At 59.2% G+C, this 16,296-nt stretch carries 16 protein-coding genes and 1 pseudogene; all 17 read left to right on the forward strand.

From position 1 onward, the window contains the following. Nucleotides 1-332 precede the first annotated feature (332 nt). Entirely contained in the window at nt 333-698 is a 366-nt protein-coding gene (locus DOU54_RS19120) for an NADH-quinone oxidoreductase subunit A (RefSeq protein ID WP_003496469.1), read from the forward strand. Continuing rightward, complete coding sequence (locus tag DOU54_RS19125) at nt 689-1,273, forward strand: NuoB/complex I 20 kDa subunit family protein (protein WP_003496467.1); 585 nt, start codon at nt 689-691, stop codon at nt 1,271-1,273. The genes DOU54_RS19120 and DOU54_RS19125 overlap by 10 nt, the downstream gene beginning before the upstream one ends. A gap of 20 nt (nt 1,274-1,293) precedes the next feature. Then, complete coding sequence (locus DOU54_RS19130) at nt 1,294-1,896, forward strand: NADH-quinone oxidoreductase subunit C (protein WP_004441311.1); 603 nt, start codon at nt 1,294-1,296, stop codon at nt 1,894-1,896. Beyond that, nucleotides 1,893-2,321, forward strand: coding sequence for a GFA family protein (locus tag DOU54_RS19135; protein ID WP_004441314.1), 429 nt, complete (start codon nt 1,893-1,895; stop codon nt 2,319-2,321). The genes DOU54_RS19130 and DOU54_RS19135 overlap by 4 nt, the downstream gene beginning before the upstream one ends. 1 nt (nt 2,322) lies before the next feature. Beyond that, on the forward strand, nt 2,323-3,513 hold the full coding sequence (locus DOU54_RS19140) for an NADH-quinone oxidoreductase subunit D (RefSeq protein WP_004441317.1): 1,191 nt from the start codon (nt 2,323-2,325) through the stop codon (nt 3,511-3,513). After that, entirely contained in the window at nt 3,513-3,773 is a 261-nt protein-coding gene (locus DOU54_RS19145) for a hypothetical protein (protein ID WP_006697991.1), read from the forward strand. The genes DOU54_RS19140 and DOU54_RS19145 overlap by 1 nt, the downstream gene beginning before the upstream one ends. Before the next feature lie 16 nt (nt 3,774-3,789). After that, nucleotides 3,790-4,899 (forward strand): NADH-quinone oxidoreductase subunit E, encoded by a 1,110-nt coding sequence (locus DOU54_RS19150; protein WP_113381051.1) that lies wholly within the window; start codon nt 3,790-3,792, stop codon nt 4,897-4,899. Between the two features lie 10 nt (nt 4,900-4,909). Next, entirely contained in the window at nt 4,910-6,214 is a 1,305-nt protein-coding gene (gene nuoF, locus DOU54_RS19155) for an NADH-quinone oxidoreductase subunit NuoF (RefSeq protein WP_004441321.1), read from the forward strand. Between the two features lie 149 nt (nt 6,215-6,363). Then, nucleotides 6,364-8,445, forward strand: a complete 2,082-nt coding sequence (gene nuoG / locus DOU54_RS19160) for an NADH-quinone oxidoreductase subunit NuoG (RefSeq protein ID WP_004441323.1) — start codon at nt 6,364-6,366, stop codon at nt 8,443-8,445. 12 nt (nt 8,446-8,457) lie between these two features. Continuing rightward, nucleotides 8,458-9,504, forward strand: coding sequence for an NADH-quinone oxidoreductase subunit NuoH (gene nuoH / locus DOU54_RS19165; RefSeq protein WP_004441324.1), 1,047 nt, complete (start codon nt 8,458-8,460; stop codon nt 9,502-9,504). A gap of 36 nt (nt 9,505-9,540) precedes the next feature. After that, on the forward strand, nt 9,541-10,032 hold the full coding sequence (nuoI, locus tag DOU54_RS19170) for an NADH-quinone oxidoreductase subunit NuoI (RefSeq protein ID WP_004441327.1): 492 nt from the start codon (nt 9,541-9,543) through the stop codon (nt 10,030-10,032). A 136-nt stretch (nt 10,033-10,168) separates the two neighbouring features. Next, complete coding sequence (locus DOU54_RS19175) at nt 10,169-10,783, forward strand: NADH-quinone oxidoreductase subunit J (RefSeq protein ID WP_004441329.1); 615 nt, start codon at nt 10,169-10,171, stop codon at nt 10,781-10,783. A 28-nt stretch (nt 10,784-10,811) separates the two neighbouring features. Beyond that, nucleotides 10,812-11,120, forward strand: a complete 309-nt coding sequence (gene nuoK / locus DOU54_RS19180; protein WP_003521516.1) for an NADH-quinone oxidoreductase subunit NuoK — start codon at nt 10,812-10,814, stop codon at nt 11,118-11,120. Nucleotides 11,121-11,127: 7 nt separating this feature from the next. After that, nucleotides 11,128-13,125: an NADH-quinone oxidoreductase subunit L gene (gene nuoL / locus DOU54_RS19185; RefSeq protein WP_113381052.1), complete on the forward strand. Its 1,998-nt coding sequence runs from the start codon at nt 11,128-11,130 to the stop codon at nt 13,123-13,125. Further along, nucleotides 13,125-14,636 carry an NADH-quinone oxidoreductase subunit M gene (locus DOU54_RS19190; RefSeq protein WP_113381053.1) on the forward strand — a complete coding sequence of 504 codons (1,512 nt, stop codon included), beginning with the start codon at nt 13,125-13,127 and terminating at the stop codon, nt 14,634-14,636. The genes nuoL and DOU54_RS19190 overlap by 1 nt, the downstream gene beginning before the upstream one ends. 18 nt (nt 14,637-14,654) lie before the next feature. Continuing rightward, entirely contained in the window at nt 14,655-16,097 is a 1,443-nt protein-coding gene (gene nuoN, locus DOU54_RS19195; protein WP_022556035.1) for an NADH-quinone oxidoreductase subunit NuoN, read from the forward strand. A 26-nt stretch (nt 16,098-16,123) separates the two neighbouring features. After that, nucleotides 16,124-16,296, forward strand: a pseudogene (locus DOU54_RS28270) (biotin--[acetyl-CoA-carboxylase] ligase); the annotation flags it as partial.

Here is a 16,296-nt window from a genome sequence, read left to right on the forward strand (position 1 = left end):
TTTTCCTGCTTTTATTAGTCAAGTTTCGATTTCCCGATATCGTCACTTCGCCAACGTTTGGGCGTAAAAATCGTGTGACTTTTTTGCGGTTGCGTCCTTCAATCGATTATTATTGTATTTGAGGGGCTTAGGTCGGAAATGTGGCCCAAATTTGCGTCAATTCCGGCAATATTGTTGCCAATCAATGCGGCAGGTGTCTTGAAATGGTGCCTAAACTCTTGCAGAGAGGGCGCGGCTGCGCTAACCACTTTGGCGTTGCAACATATTTGTCCGCTCTTTGAGACTAAGGTCACAAAGGCAGGCCCGGCACCCGGCCGGGCAGGGAAGAGACCATGACTGAACTCCTCAGTTCCTACATTCCGATCGCAATATTCATCGGTATCGCTCTTGTCATCGGCCTGGCGCTTCTGATCGCGCCTTTCGCTGTCGCTTACAAGGCGCCGGACCCGGAAAAGCTCTCTGCTTTCGAGTGCGGTTTCAACGCCTTCGACGATGCCCGCATGAAGTTCGATATCCGCTTTTATCTGGTGTCGATTCTGTTCATCATCTTTGACCTTGAAGTCGCGTTCCTGTTCCCATGGGCGGTGTCTTTCGGTGAGATGGGCTGGTTCGGTTTCTGGTCGATGATGGTGTTCCTCCTCGTTCTCACCATCGGCTTTATCTATGAGTGGAAGAAGGGAGCGCTGGAATGGGCATGAGCCAGAACAACAGCACGCTCGTCGCGCCGCAGCCGAAGGGGATCATCGATCCCTCCACCGGCAAGCCGGTTGGCAGCAACGATGCCTACTTCACGGAAATCAACGACGAGCTGGCCGACAAGGGCTTCCTCGTCACCTCGACTGACGAACTGATCACCTGGGCCCGTACCGGCTCGCTGATGTGGATGCAGTTCGGCCTCGCCTGCTGCGCCGTCGAAGGACTGATGCAGGCTTCCGGTCCGCGTTACGACATGGAGCGCTTCGGTGTCGCCCCGCGCGCCTCGCCGCGCCAGTCGGACGTGATGATCGTCGCCGGCACGCTGACCAACAAGATGGCTCCGGCTCTGCGTAAGGTCTATGACCAGATGCCTGAGCCGCGTTACGTCATCTCCATGGGTTCCTGCGCCAATGGCGGCGGTTATTACCATTATTCCTACGCCGTCGTGCGCGGCTGCGATCGCGTCGTGCCGGTGGATATCTACGTTCCGGGCTGTCCCCCCACGGCTGAAGCGCTGCTTTACGGCGTGCTTCTGCTGCAGAAAAAGATCCGGCGTACCGGTACGATCGAGCGCTAAGGGCAAAGGACGGATTTAGAATGAGCGAAGCTCTCAACGATCTTGCTGCTTACGTTAAGGAAGCGCGCGGTTCACTCGTGGTGTCGGCCGATATCGCCTATGGCGAGCTGACGCTGAACACGACGCCTGAAAGCGTAATCGCGCTTCTGACCTTCCTGCGCGACGATGTGCAGTGCGGATTCGTCAATATCATCGATATCTGCGGCGTTGACTGGCCGCAGCGCGAAAAGCGTTTCGATGTCGTCTATCATCTGCTGTCGCCGCGCCAGAATCTGCGCGTCCGCGTCAAGCTGCAGGTGGAGGAGGACGAGGGCGTTCCTTCTGCGACCTCCGTCTACATGGGCGCGGAGTGGTTCGAGCGTGAAGCCTGGGACATGTATGGCATTCCGTTTGAGGGCCATGCGGACCTTCGCCGCATCCTCACCGATTACGGTTTCGAAGGCCACCCGCTGCGCAAGGATTTCCCGGTTACCGGGTTTGTTGAAGTGCGTTACGATGACGTTCTGAAGCGCGTGCTTTATGAGCCGGTCGAGCTGAAGCAGGAATTCCGTAACTTCGACTTCCTTTCCCCTTGGGAAGGGACCGATTACGTTCTTCCTGGCGACGAAAAGGCCAAGCAATGAGCCAGGTCTCCGCGACAGAGCATGGGCAATGTCTTTGCGGCGCCGTCGGCCTTGAGGCCGTCATCGGCGCCCGCGAATTCGGCGTTTGCCATTGCTCCATGTGCCGCCGCTGGTCCGGCGGCGCGTTTCTGGCCGTCGAATGCGCTGATATCTCCGTCGAAAACGAAGAGAGCCTCGGCGTCTATTCCTCGTCGGAGTGGGGCGAGCGCTGCTTCTGCAAGAATTGCGGCAGCACGCTGATGTGGCGTTCCAAGGATGGCAAGCATTTTGCCGTGTCGCTGCAGGCTTTTGACAACCCTTCCAGTTTCAGGTTCGCGTCGCAGATTTTCACGGATGAAAAGCCTTCGAGCTATTCCTTCGCTGAGATCACGCAGAACATGACCGGCCCCGAATTCATCGCCATGATCACCTCGGCGGAGCACTAGAATGACTGAGCATAACGTCCGCAACTTCACGATCAACTTCGGTCCGGAACATCCCTCCGCGCACGGCGTGCTGCGTCTGGTTCTGGAACTGGACGGCGAAATCGTCGAGCGCGTTGATCCGCATATCGGTCTTCTGCATCGCGGAACCGAAAAGCTGATCGAGACGAAGACCTATCTGCAGGCCGTTCCTTACTTCGATCGTCTCGACTACGTCGCGCCGATGAACCAGGAGCACGCTTTCGCGCTCGCCGTCGAAAAGCTGCTCGGCCTCGAAATCCCGATGCGCGGCCAGCTGATCCGCGTTCTCTATTCGGAAATCGGCCGCATCCTCTCGCACATCATGAACGTGACCACGCAGGCCATGGACGTGGGCGCGATGACGCCGCCGGTCTGGGGCTTCGAAGAGCGCGAAAAGCTGATGGTGTTTTATGAGCGCGCCTGTGGCGCGCGCATGCACTCGGCCTATTTCCGCCCGGGCGGCGTCCACCAGGACCTGCCGCCGGAACTGGTTGACGATATCGGCAAGTGGTGCGATCCCTTTATCACCGTCCTCGACAATATCGAGGGCCTACTGACGGATAACCGCATCTATAAGCAGCGTAACGTCGATATCGGCGTCGTCTCGCTGGAAGATGCCTTTGCCTGGGGCTTTACGGGCGTGATGGTTCGCGGTTCCGGCGCTGCCTGGGATTTGCGTCGTTCGCAGCCTTATGAGTGCTATTCCGATCTGGAATTCGACATCCCTGTTGGCAAGAACGGCGACTGCTATGATCGTTACCTGATCCGCATGCAGGAAATGCGCGAATCCGTGAAGATCATGAAGCAGTGCGTCGAGCTTTTGTCCGGCAAGCACCGCATCGGCCCGGTCTCCTCGCTGGATGGCAAGGTGGTTCCGCCCAAGCGCGGTGAGATGAAGCGTTCGATGGAAGCGCTGATCCACCACTTCAAGCTCTACACCGAAGGTTACCACGTTCCCGCTGGCGAAGTTTACGCCGCCGTCGAAGCGCCAAAGGGCGAGTTCGGCGTCTATGTGGTTGCCGATGGTTCCAACAAGCCTTACCGCTGCAAGATCCGCGCTCCGGGCTATGCCCATCTGCAGGCCATGGATTTTCTGTGCAAGGGCCATCAGCTTGCCGACGTTACAGCCGTGCTCGGCTCTCTCGACATCGTGTTCGGGGAGGTCGACCGCTGATGCGTCTGCCGCTGGCCATTCCGGCTTTTCTCGCAGCGATGACGGCACCCGTTCTTGCCCAGACGGCAACGGACGAGGGTGCTGTAGCGCTGTCGAGCGGCGGCTCCTCGACCATCAAGCAGCTTCTGTCGTCGGGATACGAGATAAAGGCCTCGGTTCCCAATGGCAGCAAGTTCATCGTGTTCATGCAAAAAGACAAGGCGGCTTATGCCTGCGAATTCGTCACGGTGGCGAGATCGCGGTGTGAGACGTTAAACTGAAAAGGCGTGAGGAAGTATGTCCGTTCGTCGACTAGCCGAAGATCAGTTCCAGCCCGTGGCATTTGCCTTCAACGCGGAAAACACCGCATGGGCGGAAAAGACGATCAAGAAATATCCCGAGGGACGCCAGCAATCAGCGGTCATCCCGCTGCTCATGCGTGCCCAGGAGCAGGATGGCTGGGTTACCCGCGCCGCCATCGAAAAAGTCGCAGACATGCTGGACATGGCCTATATCCGTGTTCTTGAAGTTGCGACCTTCTATACGCAGTTCCAGCTGAAGCCGGTCGGCACGCGTGCCCACGTTCAGGTCTGCGGCACCACGCCCTGCATGCTGCGCGGCTCCGAAGCGCTGATGGATGTCTGCCGCAAGAAGATCCATCACGATCCGCTGCACACCAATGAGAGCGGCACGCTTTCCTGGGAAGAGGTGGAATGTCAGGGCGCCTGCGTCAACGCGCCGATGGTCATCATCTTCAAGGATGCCTATGAAGACCTGACGCCCGAGCGTCTGGAAGAGATCATCGATGCTTTCGAGGCAGGCAAGGGCGACACCGTCAAGACAGGCCCCCAGATCGACCGTCACCAGTCCGTCCCCGTTGGCGGCCTGACGACCCTGACGGAAGAGATCAAGCCTGACCGTTCCAATCTCGACAAGCCGGCTGAAGTGCCAGCGGATGCCGCACAGGTTCCGCCGTCCAACGCCGCCAAGCCGAAGACGGATGCGCCGGAAACCGATCCGAAGCTGAAGACGCCGGCCAACGAGCCCAAGGCTGCTGCTGAAAACGCAAAGGCTCGCGAAAAGGAATCGGTCGGCAAGGAAGCGGCAGCATCAAAGCCGTCGCTGGATTCCGCGGATCGTCCGGCAGGCATCGAAAAGCCAGCTGCCCCTGATGACCTGAAGCTCATTTCCGGCGTCGGCCCCAAGATTGAGGGTACGCTGAACGAGCTCGGCATCTTCACCTATGCGCAGATCGCCGGCTGGAAGCAGGCCGAATGCGACTGGGTCGATGGATATCTGAATTTCAAGGGCCGTATCGGCCGTGATGACTGGGTCAAGCAGGCCGAGGCGCTCGCCAAGGGTGGCGAAGCCGAGTATATCAGGGTCTTCGGCAAGAAGCCGCGGTAAGAGGTGAAGCATGTTAAAAGATCAGGATCGCATCTTTACCAATCTCTACGGCCTCAAGGACAAGTCCCTGAAAGGCGTGCTGGCGCGCGGCCACTGGGACGGCACCAAGCAGATCATCGAAAAGGGCCGTGACTGGATCATCAACGAGATGAAGGCTTCGGGCCTTCGCGGTCGCGGCGGCGCTGGCTTCCCGACGGGTCTCAAGTGGTCCTTCATGCCGAAGGAAAATGACGGCCGTCCGCATTATCTCGTCGTTAACGCCGATGAATCCGAGCCCGGCACCTGCAAGGACCGCGAAATCCTGCGCAACGATCCGCACACGCTGATCGAAGGCTGCGTGATCGCCGGTTTCGCCATGGGCGCGCACACCGCTTACATCTATGTTCGCGGCGAATATATGCGCGAACGTGAGGCTCTTCAGGCGGCCATCGACGAATGTTACGATGCCGGTCTGCTCGGCGGTAACAACAAGAATGGCTGGGATTTCGACATCTACGTGCATCACGGCGCGGGCGCTTATATCTGCGGCGAAGAGACGGCACTGCTCGAAAGCCTTGAAGGCAAAAAGGGCCAGCCGCGTCTGAAGCCGCCGTTCCCGGCCAATATGGGTCTTTACGGCTGCCCGACGACCGTCAACAACGTTGAATCGATCGCGGTTGCCCCGACCATTCTGCGCCGCGGCGCTGCCTGGTTCTCGTCCATCGGCCGTCCCAACAACGTCGGCACCAAGCTGTTCATGGTCTCCGGCCATGTTGAGCGTCCCTGCACCTTCGAAGACGCGCTCGGCCTGTCCTTCCGCGAACTGATCGAACACCATTGCGGTGGCATTCGTGGCGGCTGGGACAATCTGCTCGGCGTCATCCCCGGCGGCGCTTCCTGCCCCATCGTGCGCGGTGAGGACATGAAGGACGCCATCATGGATTTCGACGGCATGCGCGAAGTGAAATCCTCCTTCGGCACCGGCGGCATGATCGTCATGGACAAGTCCACCGACGTCATCAAGGCGATTGCCCGCATCGCTGCCTTCTTCAAGCATGAAAGCTGCGGCCAGTGCACGCCATGCCGTGAAGGCACGGGCTGGATGTGGCGCGTGCTGGAGCGCATGGTTAAGGGCAATGCGCAGAAGCGCGAAATCGACATGCTGTTTGAAGTGACGAAGCAGATCGAAGGCCACACCATCTGTGCGCTCGGCGACGCCGCAGCATGGCCGGTACAGGCGCTGATCCGCAATTTCCGTCCGGAAATCGAAAAGCGCATCGACCAATATACCTACAGGGCCATGGATGATGGCGCTGTTCTGGAAGCCGCTGAATAAGCGTTGAGGCTTCGAGCGTAGCCGGAATTTCCGGCCTCGCGACACCATGAAGCGCCTGGCAGATGATTAAGAGTGCCGGGCGTGATTAAGGATTTGTTGCGGACCGTGTGAGACATGGGACGAACAGGCAACAGGACGTAAGTAGAACCATGGCAAAGCTCAAGGTTGACGGTAAAGAGATCGAGGTTCCGGATCATTTCACGCTGTTGCAGGCGTGCGAGGAGGCTGGCGCCGAAGTTCCGCGCTTTTGTTTTCATGAGCGCTTGTCGGTCGCGGGTAACTGCCGCATGTGTCTCATCGAGGTAAAGGGCGGACCGCCGAAGCCGGCCGCTTCCTGCGCCATGGGCGTGCGCGACGTTCGCGGCGGCCCGAACGGCGAATTGCCTGAGGTTTTCACCAACACGCCGATGGTCAAGAAGGCCCGCGAAGGCGTGATGGAATTCCTGCTCATCAACCATCCGCTGGATTGCCCGATCTGCGACCAGGGCGGCGAATGCGACCTGCAGGACCAGGCCATGGCCTTCGGTATCGCCGGTTCGCGTTATGCGGAAAACAAGCGCGCGGTTGAAGACAAATATATCGGACCGCTCGTCAAGACGGTCATGAACCGCTGCATTCACTGCACGCGCTGCGTCCGTTTCACCACGGAAGTGGCTGGCATTGCCGAACTCGGCCTCATCGGCCGTGGCGAAGATGCCGAAATCACCACCTATCTCGAGCAGGCGATGACCTCGGAGCTGCAGGGTAACGTCGTTGACCTTTGCCCCGTCGGCGCGCTCACCTCCAAGCCTTTCGCCTTCACGGCCCGTCCGTGGGAACTGAACAAGACCGAAACCATCGACGTGATGGATGCGCTCGGTTCGGCCATCCGCGTCGATACCCGCGGCCGCGAAGTCATGCGTGTCATGCCGCGTGTCAACGAGGCCATCAACGAAGAGTGGATTTCCGACAAGAGCCGCTTCATCTGGGATGGCCTGAAGACTCAGCGCCTCGACCGGCCTTACGTCCGCAAGGATGGCCGCCTGCAGCCCGCAACCTGGGGCGAAGCCTTCGGTGCGATCAAGCAGGCTGTGGCTGCGACCTCAGGCAACAAGATCGGCGCGATTGCCGGCGATCTGTCGTCCGTCGAAGAAATGTTCGCGCTGAAGTCGCTTCTCGCTTCGCTCGGCTCGGCCAATGTTGATTGCCGCCAGGATGGCGCAGCGCTTGACCCGTCGCTCGGCCGCGCCAGCTACCTGTTCAATTCCACCATCGAAGGTATCGAACAGGCGGACGCCCTGCTGATCGTTGGCTCCAACCCGCGTTACGAAGCAGCTGTCCTCAACGCCCGCATCCGCAAGCGCTGGCGTCGCGGCGGTTTCCCGATCGGTGTGATCGGTGAAGCCGGTGAGCTGCGTTACAATTACGAATATCTCGGCTCGGGCGCTGAAACACTGTCCGATCTCGCCAATGGTTCGCACAGCTTCGTTGACAAGCTGAAGTCCGCCAAGAATCCGCTGATCATCATCGGTCAGGGCGCATTGTCCCGTGCTGATGGCGCTGCCGTTCTTGCCGCCGCTGCCAAGCTCGCGACCTCCGTCGGCGCTGTCACCGAAGAGTGGAATGGCTTCTCGGTCCTGCACACTGCCGCTGCCCGCGTTGGTGGTCTCGATATCGGCTTCGTGCCGGGGGAGGGCGGTGTTGCTGCAGCAGACATGGTCGCCTCGATGGATGTTCTCTTCCTGCTCGGCGCCGATGAACTCGACCTGTCGAATAAGGGCGCGAAGTTCACCGTCTATATCGGCAGCCATGGCGATCAGGGTGCAATGAACGCCGACGTCATCCTTCCGGGTGCGGCCTATACCGAGAAGTCCGGTATCTGGGTCAACACCGAAGGCCGCGTCCAGCTTGGCAACCGTGCCGGTTTCGCACCGGGCGAGGCCCGCGAAGACTGGGCGATCCTGCGTGCGCTGTCCGACGTCCTCGGCAAGAAGCTGCCGTTCGATTCGCTGTCTGCCCTGCGCGGCCAGCTCTACGTCGCTCATCCGCATCTGGCGGAAACCGACGAGATCGTTGCCGGCAAGGCTTCGGATATCGAGGCTCTGGCTGCTAAAACCGGCTCGCTCGTGAAGTCGGCGTTTGCTTCGCCGGTAAAAGACTTTTATTTGACGAACCCGATTGCGCGCGCCTCTGCCGTCATGGCCGAGTGCTCCGCATTGGCCCGCAACAATTTCCAGGCTGCGGCAGAGTAAGGGTAGGGGATTATGGAATCGTTTTTCTGGAGCTACGTCTGGCCCGCGCTGATCATGGTCGGCCAGTCCCTGCTGCTTCTCGTTTGCCTTCTGGTGGCCATCGCCTTCCTGCTGCTTGCTGACCGCAAGGTCTGGGCGGCCGTACAGCTGCGCCGTGGTCCGAACGTCGTTGGTCCCTTCGGTCTTTTCCAGTCCTTCGCTGACCTCTTGAAGTTCATCCTGAAGGAGCCCGTCATTCCGGCCGGCGCCAACAAGGCGGTCTTCCTGCTGGCGCCGCTGGTTGCCGTGACGCTGGCGCTCGCCACCTATGCCGTCATTCCCTTCAATGAAGGCTGGGTCGTCGCCAATATCAATGTCGGCATTCTCTACATCTTCGCGATCTCGTCGCTTGAAGTGTACGGCATCATCATGGGCGGCTGGGCTTCGAACTCGAAATATCCGTTCCTCGGCGCGCTGCGTTCGGCGGCACAGATGGTGTCCTACGAAGTCTCGATCGGTCTCGTCATCGTCACCGTTCTGCTTTGCGTTGGTTCGCTGAACCTCACGGATATCGTTCTGGCGCAGCGTACCGGCCTCGGCACCATGCTCGGCCTGCCGGCATCGTTCCTTGACTGGCACTGGCTGTCGCTGTTCCCGATGTTCATCGTGTTCTTCATTTCGGGTCTCGCCGAAACCAACCGTCCGCCCTTCGACCTTCCGGAAGCGGAATCGGAACTGGTTGCCGGTCACATGGTGGAATATGGCTCCACGCCGTACATGATGTTCATGCTCGGTGAATATGCTGCGATCGTTCTGATCTGCTGCCTGACGACCATCCTGTTCCTTGGCGGCTGGCTGCCGATCGTCGATGTATGGTTCCTGAACTGGGTTCCGGGCATCGTCTGGTTCGCCATCAAGGGCTGCATGGTCTTCTTCATGTTCGCTCTGGTGAAGGCCTTCGTTCCGCGTTACCGCTATGACCAGCTCATGCGCCTTGGCTGGAAGGTGTTCCTGCCGCTGTCGCTCGCCATGGTCGTTATTGTTGCATTCGTATTGAAGCTGACGGGGTGGGCCGGTTGATGTCTGAACTCCTCGCTCAAAGATCTGGAGACTGAGATGGCAAGCCTCTCCCAAGCCGTCAACTCGCTGTTCCTCAAGGAATTCGTCGGCGCGATCTTCCTAACCATGCGTCACTTCTTCAAGCAGAAGGCGACGATCAACTATCCTTTCGAGAAGGGTCCGGTCTCGCCGCGCTTCCGTGGTGAACACGCGCTGCGCCGTTATCCGAACGGTGAAGAACGCTGCATCGCCTGCAAGCTGTGTGAGGCGATCTGTCCTGCTCAGGCGATCACCATCGAAGCCGGCCCGCGTCGCAACGACGGCACCCGCCGCACGGTGCGTTACGATATCGACATGGTGAAGTGCATCTATTGCGGCTTCTGCCAGGAAGCCTGCCCGGTGGACGCCATCGTCGAGGGCCCGAACTTCGAATTCGCGACGGAAACCCGCGAAGAGCTTTATTTCGACAAGCAGAAGCTTCTCGACAATGGCGACCGCTGGGAGCGTGAAATCGCGCGCAACCTCGCACTGGATGCACCTTACCGTTAAGGTGCAACCGTCTTTCCGGGGAGCAACCCCGGAGAGCGATGAAAAGTAAAATGCCTGCGCGGTTTTCGCCGGCGGGGACGAAACGGGCGAGGGGGCTTCCGGCCATTTCTCCCGATGAGGACAAGAAGGCACCAAAATGGGTCTGCACGCTGTATTCTTTTATATATTCGCTTTCGTCGCCGTGGCGTCTGCGTTCATGGTCATCGCATCGAAGAACCCTGTTCATTCGGTGCTGTTTCTGATCCTGACCTTCTTCAACGCAGCTGCGCTGTTCCTGCTGACGGGAGCCGAATTCCTCGGCATGATCCTGCTGGTGGTTTATGTCGGCGCCGTGGCGGTGCTCTTCCTCTTCGTCGTCATGATGCTGGATGTGGATTTCGCCGAGCTTCGCTCCGGCGTGCTGCAATATGCGCCTGTTGGCGCGCTGATCGGCGTCATTCTTGCGGCTGAGCTGATCGTCGTCGTGGGCGGCAGCGTGCTCAACCCGCAGGCGGCCAAGTCCATCACCATGCCGATCCCGCCGGTTGCCGAACGCACCAATACGGCCGCGCTCGGTGACGTGCTCTATACCAATTACGTCTACTTCTTCCAGCTCGCCGGCCTCGTGCTGCTTGTGGCCATGATCGGCGCCATCGTGCTGACGCTGCGTCATCGCACCGACATCAAGCGGCAGGACATTGCCACGCAGGTCGGCCGTGACCCCAAGACCGCGGTTACCACGGTCAAGGTCAAGCCGGGCCAGGGCATCTGAGGCGCGAACGGATCCAAGGAAACAGAATATGGAAATCGGTCTTTCCCACTACCTGACGGTCAGCGCGATCCTCTTTACGATCGGCGTCTTCGGCATCTTCCTCAACCGGAAGAACGTCATCGTCATCCTGATGTCGATCGAACTCATTTTGCTCGCGGTCAACATCAACATGGTGGCCTTCTCGGCATTCCTGAACGATATCGTCGGCCAGGTCTTCGCCCTGTTCATTCTGACCGTTGCAGCCGCTGAAGCGGCGATCGGTCTTGCAATACTCGTTGTCTTCTACCGCAACCGCGGATCGATCGCCGTGGAAGACGTCAATATGATGAAGGGCTGATAAAGCTATGATCTACAAGGCTATCGTCTTTCTTCCACTGATCGGCTTCCTGATTGCGGGCCTCTTCGGCCGCTCCATCGGCGCCAAGGCATCGGAATATGTCACCACCGGTCTGATGATCGTGGTTGCCATCCTGTCCTGGATCGTGTTCTTCAACGTCGCACTCGCCCATGGCGAGCCGGGCGAGGTGATCAAGGTCACCGTGCTGCGCTGGATCCAGTCGGGCGGTATCGACGTCGAATGGGCGTTCCGCATCGACACGCTGACGGCCGTCATGTTCGTCGTGGTCAACACCGTCTCGACGCTGGTGCACCTCTATTCGATCGGATACATGCACCACGATCCGCATCGTCCGCGCTTCTTCGCCTATCTCTCGCTTTTCACCTTCGCAATGCTGATGCTGGTGACTTCCGACAACCTGCTGCAGATGTTCTTCGGCTGGGAAGGCGTGGGTCTGGCGTCCTATCTGCTGATCGGCTTCTGGTTCAAGAAGCCGTCCGCATCGGCTGCCGCGATGAAGGCCTTCATCGTCAACCGCGTCGGTGACTTCGGCTTCATCCTCGGCATCTCCGGCGTCTTCGTGCTGTTCGGCTCGATCAACTTCGAAACCATCTTTGCTGCCGCCGGCACTTATCTGCCGGCTGAGGGCGCTGCCTCGACCGAAACCGTCATCAACCTGTTCGGCATGCAGCTGGACAAGGCCAATGCGATGACGGGCGTCTGCCTGCTGCTCTTCATGGGCGCCATGGGTAAGTCTGCGCAGTTCCTGCTGCACACCTGGCTGCCGGACGCGATGGAAGGCCCAACCCCGGTTTCGGCGCTTATTCATGCCGCAACCATGGTCACCGCCGGTGTCTTTCTCGTCGCCCGCATGTCGCCGCTTTTTGAACTCTCGCATGATGCCTTGACCGTCGTGACGCTGATCGGCGCGATCACCGCCTTCTTCGCGGCGACCGTCGGTCTGGTGCAGAACGACATCAAGCGCGTTATCGCCTATTCGACCTGCTCGCAGCTCGGTTACATGTTCGTGGCGCTTGGCGTCGGTGCTTACGGTGCTGCCGTGTTCCACCTCTTCACGCACGCCTTCTTCAAGGCCCTGCTGTTCTTGTGCGCCGGCTCTGTGATCCACGCCGTCGATGGCGAGCAGGACATGCGTTACATGGGCGGTCTGCGCGAGCATATCCCCATCACCTTCTGGACCATGACTGTCGGCACGCTGGCGCTGACCGGCGTTGGTATCCCGGGAACGATGATCGGTTTTGCCGGCTTCTTCTCGAAGGACGTCATCATCGAATCCGCTTATGCCTCGCATTCGGTTCTGTCTGGTTTCGCCTTCACGCTGCTGGTCATCGCCGCGCTGTTCACCAGCTTCTATTCCTGGCGTCTGGCCTTCATGACCTTCTTCGGCAAGCCGCGTGCGTCTGCCGACGTCATGCACCATGTGCATGAGTCGCCGATGGTCATGCTGATCCCGCTCTTCATCCTCACCGTTGGCGCGATCTTCGCCGGTGTTGCCTTCGAAGGTTACTTCTTCGGCCACGAATATGCCGAATTCTGGAAGGGCGCTCTCTTCACGCTCCCGGAAAACGAGATCCTCGAAGAGTTCCACCATGTTCCGCTGTGGGTGAAATGGAGCCCGTTCTTCGCCATGGCCCTTGGTTTCGTGACCGCCTGGTACATGTACATCAAGTCGCCTGAGACGCCGAAGCGTCTGGCCGAGACCCATCGTGGCCTCTACCAGTTCCTTCTCAACAAGTGGTATTTCGACGAACTCTATGACTTCCTCTTCGTTCGTTCCGCGAAGGCGCTCGGCCGCTTCCTGTGGAAGAAGGGCGACGTCGCCGTCATCGACCACTATGGACCCAACGGCATTGCAGCGCGTGTGGTTGACGTGACCAACCGCATGGTCCGCCTGCAATCCGGTTACCTCTATCATTATGCCTTTGCGATGCTGATCGGCATCGCGGCGCTTGTCACCTGGATGATGCTCGGGAGTGCCCTCTGATGACCGATTGGCCCATTCTTTCAACGGTCACCTTTCTGCCGCTCGTCGGCGTGGTGCTCCTACTTCTGACGAATGAGAACGGCCCCTATGGTCGCCGCAACATTCTCAATGTCTCGCTGCTGACGACCGTTTTCACTTTCATCGTGTCGTTGTTCATCTGGATCGATTTCGACAATTCGAACCCCGGCTTCCAGATGGTCGAGAAGCATGAATGGTTCGGCAACATCGCCGCCTATCATCTCGGCGTCGATGGCATCTCCATGCTCTTCGTTATCCTCACCACTTTCCTCATGCCTTTCTGCGTGCTGGCAAGCTGGGATTCGGTCGAGAAGCGCATCAAGGAATACATGATCGCCTTCCTGCTGCTGGAAGTTGTCATGATCGGCGTCTTCGTGGCGCTGGATACCGTTCTCTTCTACGTCTTCTTCGAAGCGACGCTGATCCCGATGTTCATCATCATCGGCGTGTGGGGCGGCAAGGATCGCGTTTACGCCTCCTACAAGTTCTTCCTCTACACGCTTCTCGGCTCGGTTCTGACCATGCTCGCGATCATGGCCATGTACTGGCAGGCCGGCACGACCGATATGACGGAACTGCTGAAGTACGGCTTCCCGGCCGGCATGCAGACCTGGCTGTGGCTCGCCTGTTTTGCCGCCTTCTCGGTCAAGATGCCGATGTGGCCGGTGCACACCTGGCTGCCGGATGCCCACGTTCAGGCCCCGACCGCAGGTTCGGTCATTCTGGCTGGCGTCATGCTGAAGCTCGGCGGTTACGGTTTCATCCGCTTCTCGCTGTCGATGTTCCCGCTGGCGTCGGACTATTTCGCACCTTTCGTCTTTACGCTGTCGGTTCTCGCCATCATCTACACCTCGCTGGTGGCGATGATGCAGGACGACATCAAGAAGCTGATTGCCTACTCGTCTGTTGCCCACATGGGTTACGTCACGATGGGTATCTTCGCCGCCAACGTTCAGGGCGTGCAAGGCGCGATCTTCCAGATGCTGTCGCACGGTATCGTCTCGGGCGCGCTCTTCCTCTGCGTCGGCGTTGTTTACGACCGTCTGCATACCCGCGAAATCGCGGCCTATGGCGGTCTCGTCAACAACATGCCGAAATATGCGGTCGCCTTCATGATCTTCACCATGGCCAATGTAGGTCTGCCCGGCACGTCCGGCTTCATCGGTGAATTCCTGACGCTGGTCGGTGTCTTCCGCGCCAACACGCTGGTTGCGCTGTTTGCCGCCACCGGTGTCATTCTCTCGGCCGCTTATGCGCTGTGGCTTTATCGCCGCGTGATCTTCGGTGCGCTAGAGAAGGAAAGCCTGAAGAGCCTGCTCGATCTCTCGACCCGCGAAAAGGTCATCCTTTATCCGCTGGTTGTGCTGACCATCTTCTTCGGCGTCTATCCGGCTCCGGTGTTCGATGCGACAGCCGCATCGGTCGATCTTCTGGTAAACAACTATACGGCTGCATTGCAGGCGGCGCAAAATGTTGCGCTCACTATGAATTGACGACAGGACCCGTTGGACATGACCGCTGAAATCCTTTTTGCCAGTCTGCACATTGCGACGCCCGAGCTGATCCTCGCGATCGGCGCGCTGGCGCTGCTCATGATTGGCGTCTTCTCGGGCGACAAGTCGACGACGACGGTCACCGGCCTTGCCGTTGCCCTCCTGCTCGTCGTCGGTCTCTGGATCATCTTTGCCCCTGCATCGGGTGTGGCTTTCGGCGGTGTCTACATCGCCGATGCCTTCGGTAACTTCATGAAGGTGCTGGCGCTGATCGGCTCCATCACCGCCATGATCCTGGCCGTTGGCCAGGGACGCTTCGAACCGATCGGCCGTTTCGAATATCCGGTGCTGCTGGTTCTCGCGACGCTCGGCATCCTGCTGATGATCTCGGCCAATAACCTGATCTCGCTCTACATGGCACTGGAACTGCAGTCGCTGGCGCTTTATGTCGTCTGCGCCATCAACCGCGAGAGCCTGCGTTCCACGGAAGCGGGCCTGAAATACTTCGTTCTCGGTGCGCTCTCTTCCGGCATGCTGCTTTACGGCATGTCGCTGGTCTACGGCTTCACCGGCAATACCGGCTTTACCGAAATCGCCCAGGTTCTGGCCTCGGAAACCCGTTCGCTCGGTCTCGTTTTCGGTCTGGTCTTCGTGCTGGCCGGTCTGGCATTCAAGATTTCCGCCGTTCCGTTCCACATGTGGACGCCGGACGTTTATGAAGGCGCGCCGACCCCGGTTACGGCCTTCCTCTCGGCCGCACCGAAGATCGGCGCGATGGCGATCCTCGTCCGCATCGTCATCGAGGCCTTCCAGCCGGTCTTTGCCGACTGGCAGCAGATCGTCGTCTTCATCTCCATCGCGTCCATGCTGCTCGGTTCCTTCGCCGCAATCGGCCAGAAGAACATCAAGCGCCTGATGGCCTATTCCTCCATCGGTCACATGGGTTATGCGCTGGTCGGCCTTGCTGCTGGCACGCAGGCTGGTGTTGCTGGCGTTATCCTTTATATGGCCGTCTACATGGTCATGACGCTTGGCACCTTCGCCTGCATCCTCGCCATGCGCCGCAAGGAAATCGGCAATGTCGAGAATGTCGAAGATCTCGCCGGTCTTTCGTCTTCCAATCCCTTCATGGCGGTTGTGCTGACGATCCTGATGTTCTCGCTTGCCGGCATTCCGCCGCTCGCCGGCTTCTTCGGCAAGTACTACGTGTTCCTGGCCGCCATCGAAGCGAAGCTTTATCCGCTCGCCATTATCGGTGTGATCGGCTCGGTTGTCGGCGCCTATTATTACATTCGCGTCGTCAAGGTCATGTGGTTCGATGAAGCCAAGGACAAGTTCGAGCGTCCGTCGGGCGAACTCAAAGTGGTTTATGCGCTGTCGGCCTTCTTCACCGTCGCCTTCATCGTCTTCGGCGGTGCACTTGGCAACGCGGTCACTGCTGCGGCGAAGACCTTCTTTTGAGCAGTACACGAAGGAATACGGGCCGGATGTCCATCGACGATATCAGGCACGAGGCGATGGCGGAAACGCCATCGACCAATCTGGAATGTTTCGCCCGGGCGCGGGCGGGCGATGGCGGCAACCTGTGGGTTACCGCCATCCGCCAGACCGGCGGCCGTGGCCGCCGTGGCCGGCCCTGGGTGTCAGAGCCCGGCAATCT

This window comes from Agrobacterium sp. MS2 (assembly GCF_003261015.1).
Classification (GTDB): Bacteria; Pseudomonadota; Alphaproteobacteria; order Rhizobiales; family Rhizobiaceae; genus Agrobacterium; species Agrobacterium pusense.

Excerpts from the sequence above, each read along its gene's own strand:
- DOU54_RS19130 (WP_004441311.1), top strand. The coding sequence starts at position 1,294 with ATGAGCGAAGCTCTCAACGATCTTGCTGCTTACGTTAAGGAAGCGCGC.
- nuoH (WP_004441324.1), top strand. The coding sequence starts at position 8,458 with ATGGAATCGTTTTTCTGGAGCTACGTCTGGCCCGCGCTGATCATGGTC.
- DOU54_RS19150 (WP_113381051.1), top strand. The coding sequence starts at position 3,790 with ATGTCCGTTCGTCGACTAGCCGAAGATCAGTTCCAGCCCGTGGCATTT.
- DOU54_RS19140 (WP_004441317.1), top strand. The coding sequence starts at position 2,323 with ATGACTGAGCATAACGTCCGCAACTTCACGATCAACTTCGGTCCGGAA.
- nuoG (WP_004441323.1), top strand. The coding sequence starts at position 6,364 with ATGGCAAAGCTCAAGGTTGACGGTAAAGAGATCGAGGTTCCGGATCAT.
- DOU54_RS19135 (WP_004441314.1), top strand. The coding sequence starts at position 1,893 with ATGAGCCAGGTCTCCGCGACAGAGCATGGGCAATGTCTTTGCGGCGCC.
- DOU54_RS19190 (WP_113381053.1), top strand. The coding sequence starts at position 13,125 with ATGACCGATTGGCCCATTCTTTCAACGGTCACCTTTCTGCCGCTCGTC.
- DOU54_RS19120 (WP_003496469.1), top strand. The coding sequence starts at position 333 with ATGACTGAACTCCTCAGTTCCTACATTCCGATCGCAATATTCATCGGT.
- nuoK (WP_003521516.1), top strand. The coding sequence starts at position 10,812 with ATGGAAATCGGTCTTTCCCACTACCTGACGGTCAGCGCGATCCTCTTT.
- nuoF (WP_004441321.1), top strand. The coding sequence starts at position 4,910 with ATGTTAAAAGATCAGGATCGCATCTTTACCAATCTCTACGGCCTCAAG.
- DOU54_RS19145 (WP_006697991.1), top strand. The coding sequence starts at position 3,513 with ATGCGTCTGCCGCTGGCCATTCCGGCTTTTCTCGCAGCGATGACGGCA.
- nuoI (WP_004441327.1), top strand. The coding sequence starts at position 9,541 with ATGGCAAGCCTCTCCCAAGCCGTCAACTCGCTGTTCCTCAAGGAATTC.
- nuoN (WP_022556035.1), top strand. The coding sequence starts at position 14,655 with ATGACCGCTGAAATCCTTTTTGCCAGTCTGCACATTGCGACGCCCGAG.
- DOU54_RS19175 (WP_004441329.1), top strand. The coding sequence starts at position 10,169 with ATGGGTCTGCACGCTGTATTCTTTTATATATTCGCTTTCGTCGCCGTG.
- nuoL (WP_113381052.1), top strand. The coding sequence starts at position 11,128 with ATGATCTACAAGGCTATCGTCTTTCTTCCACTGATCGGCTTCCTGATT.
- DOU54_RS19125 (WP_003496467.1), top strand. The coding sequence starts at position 689 with ATGGGCATGAGCCAGAACAACAGCACGCTCGTCGCGCCGCAGCCGAAG.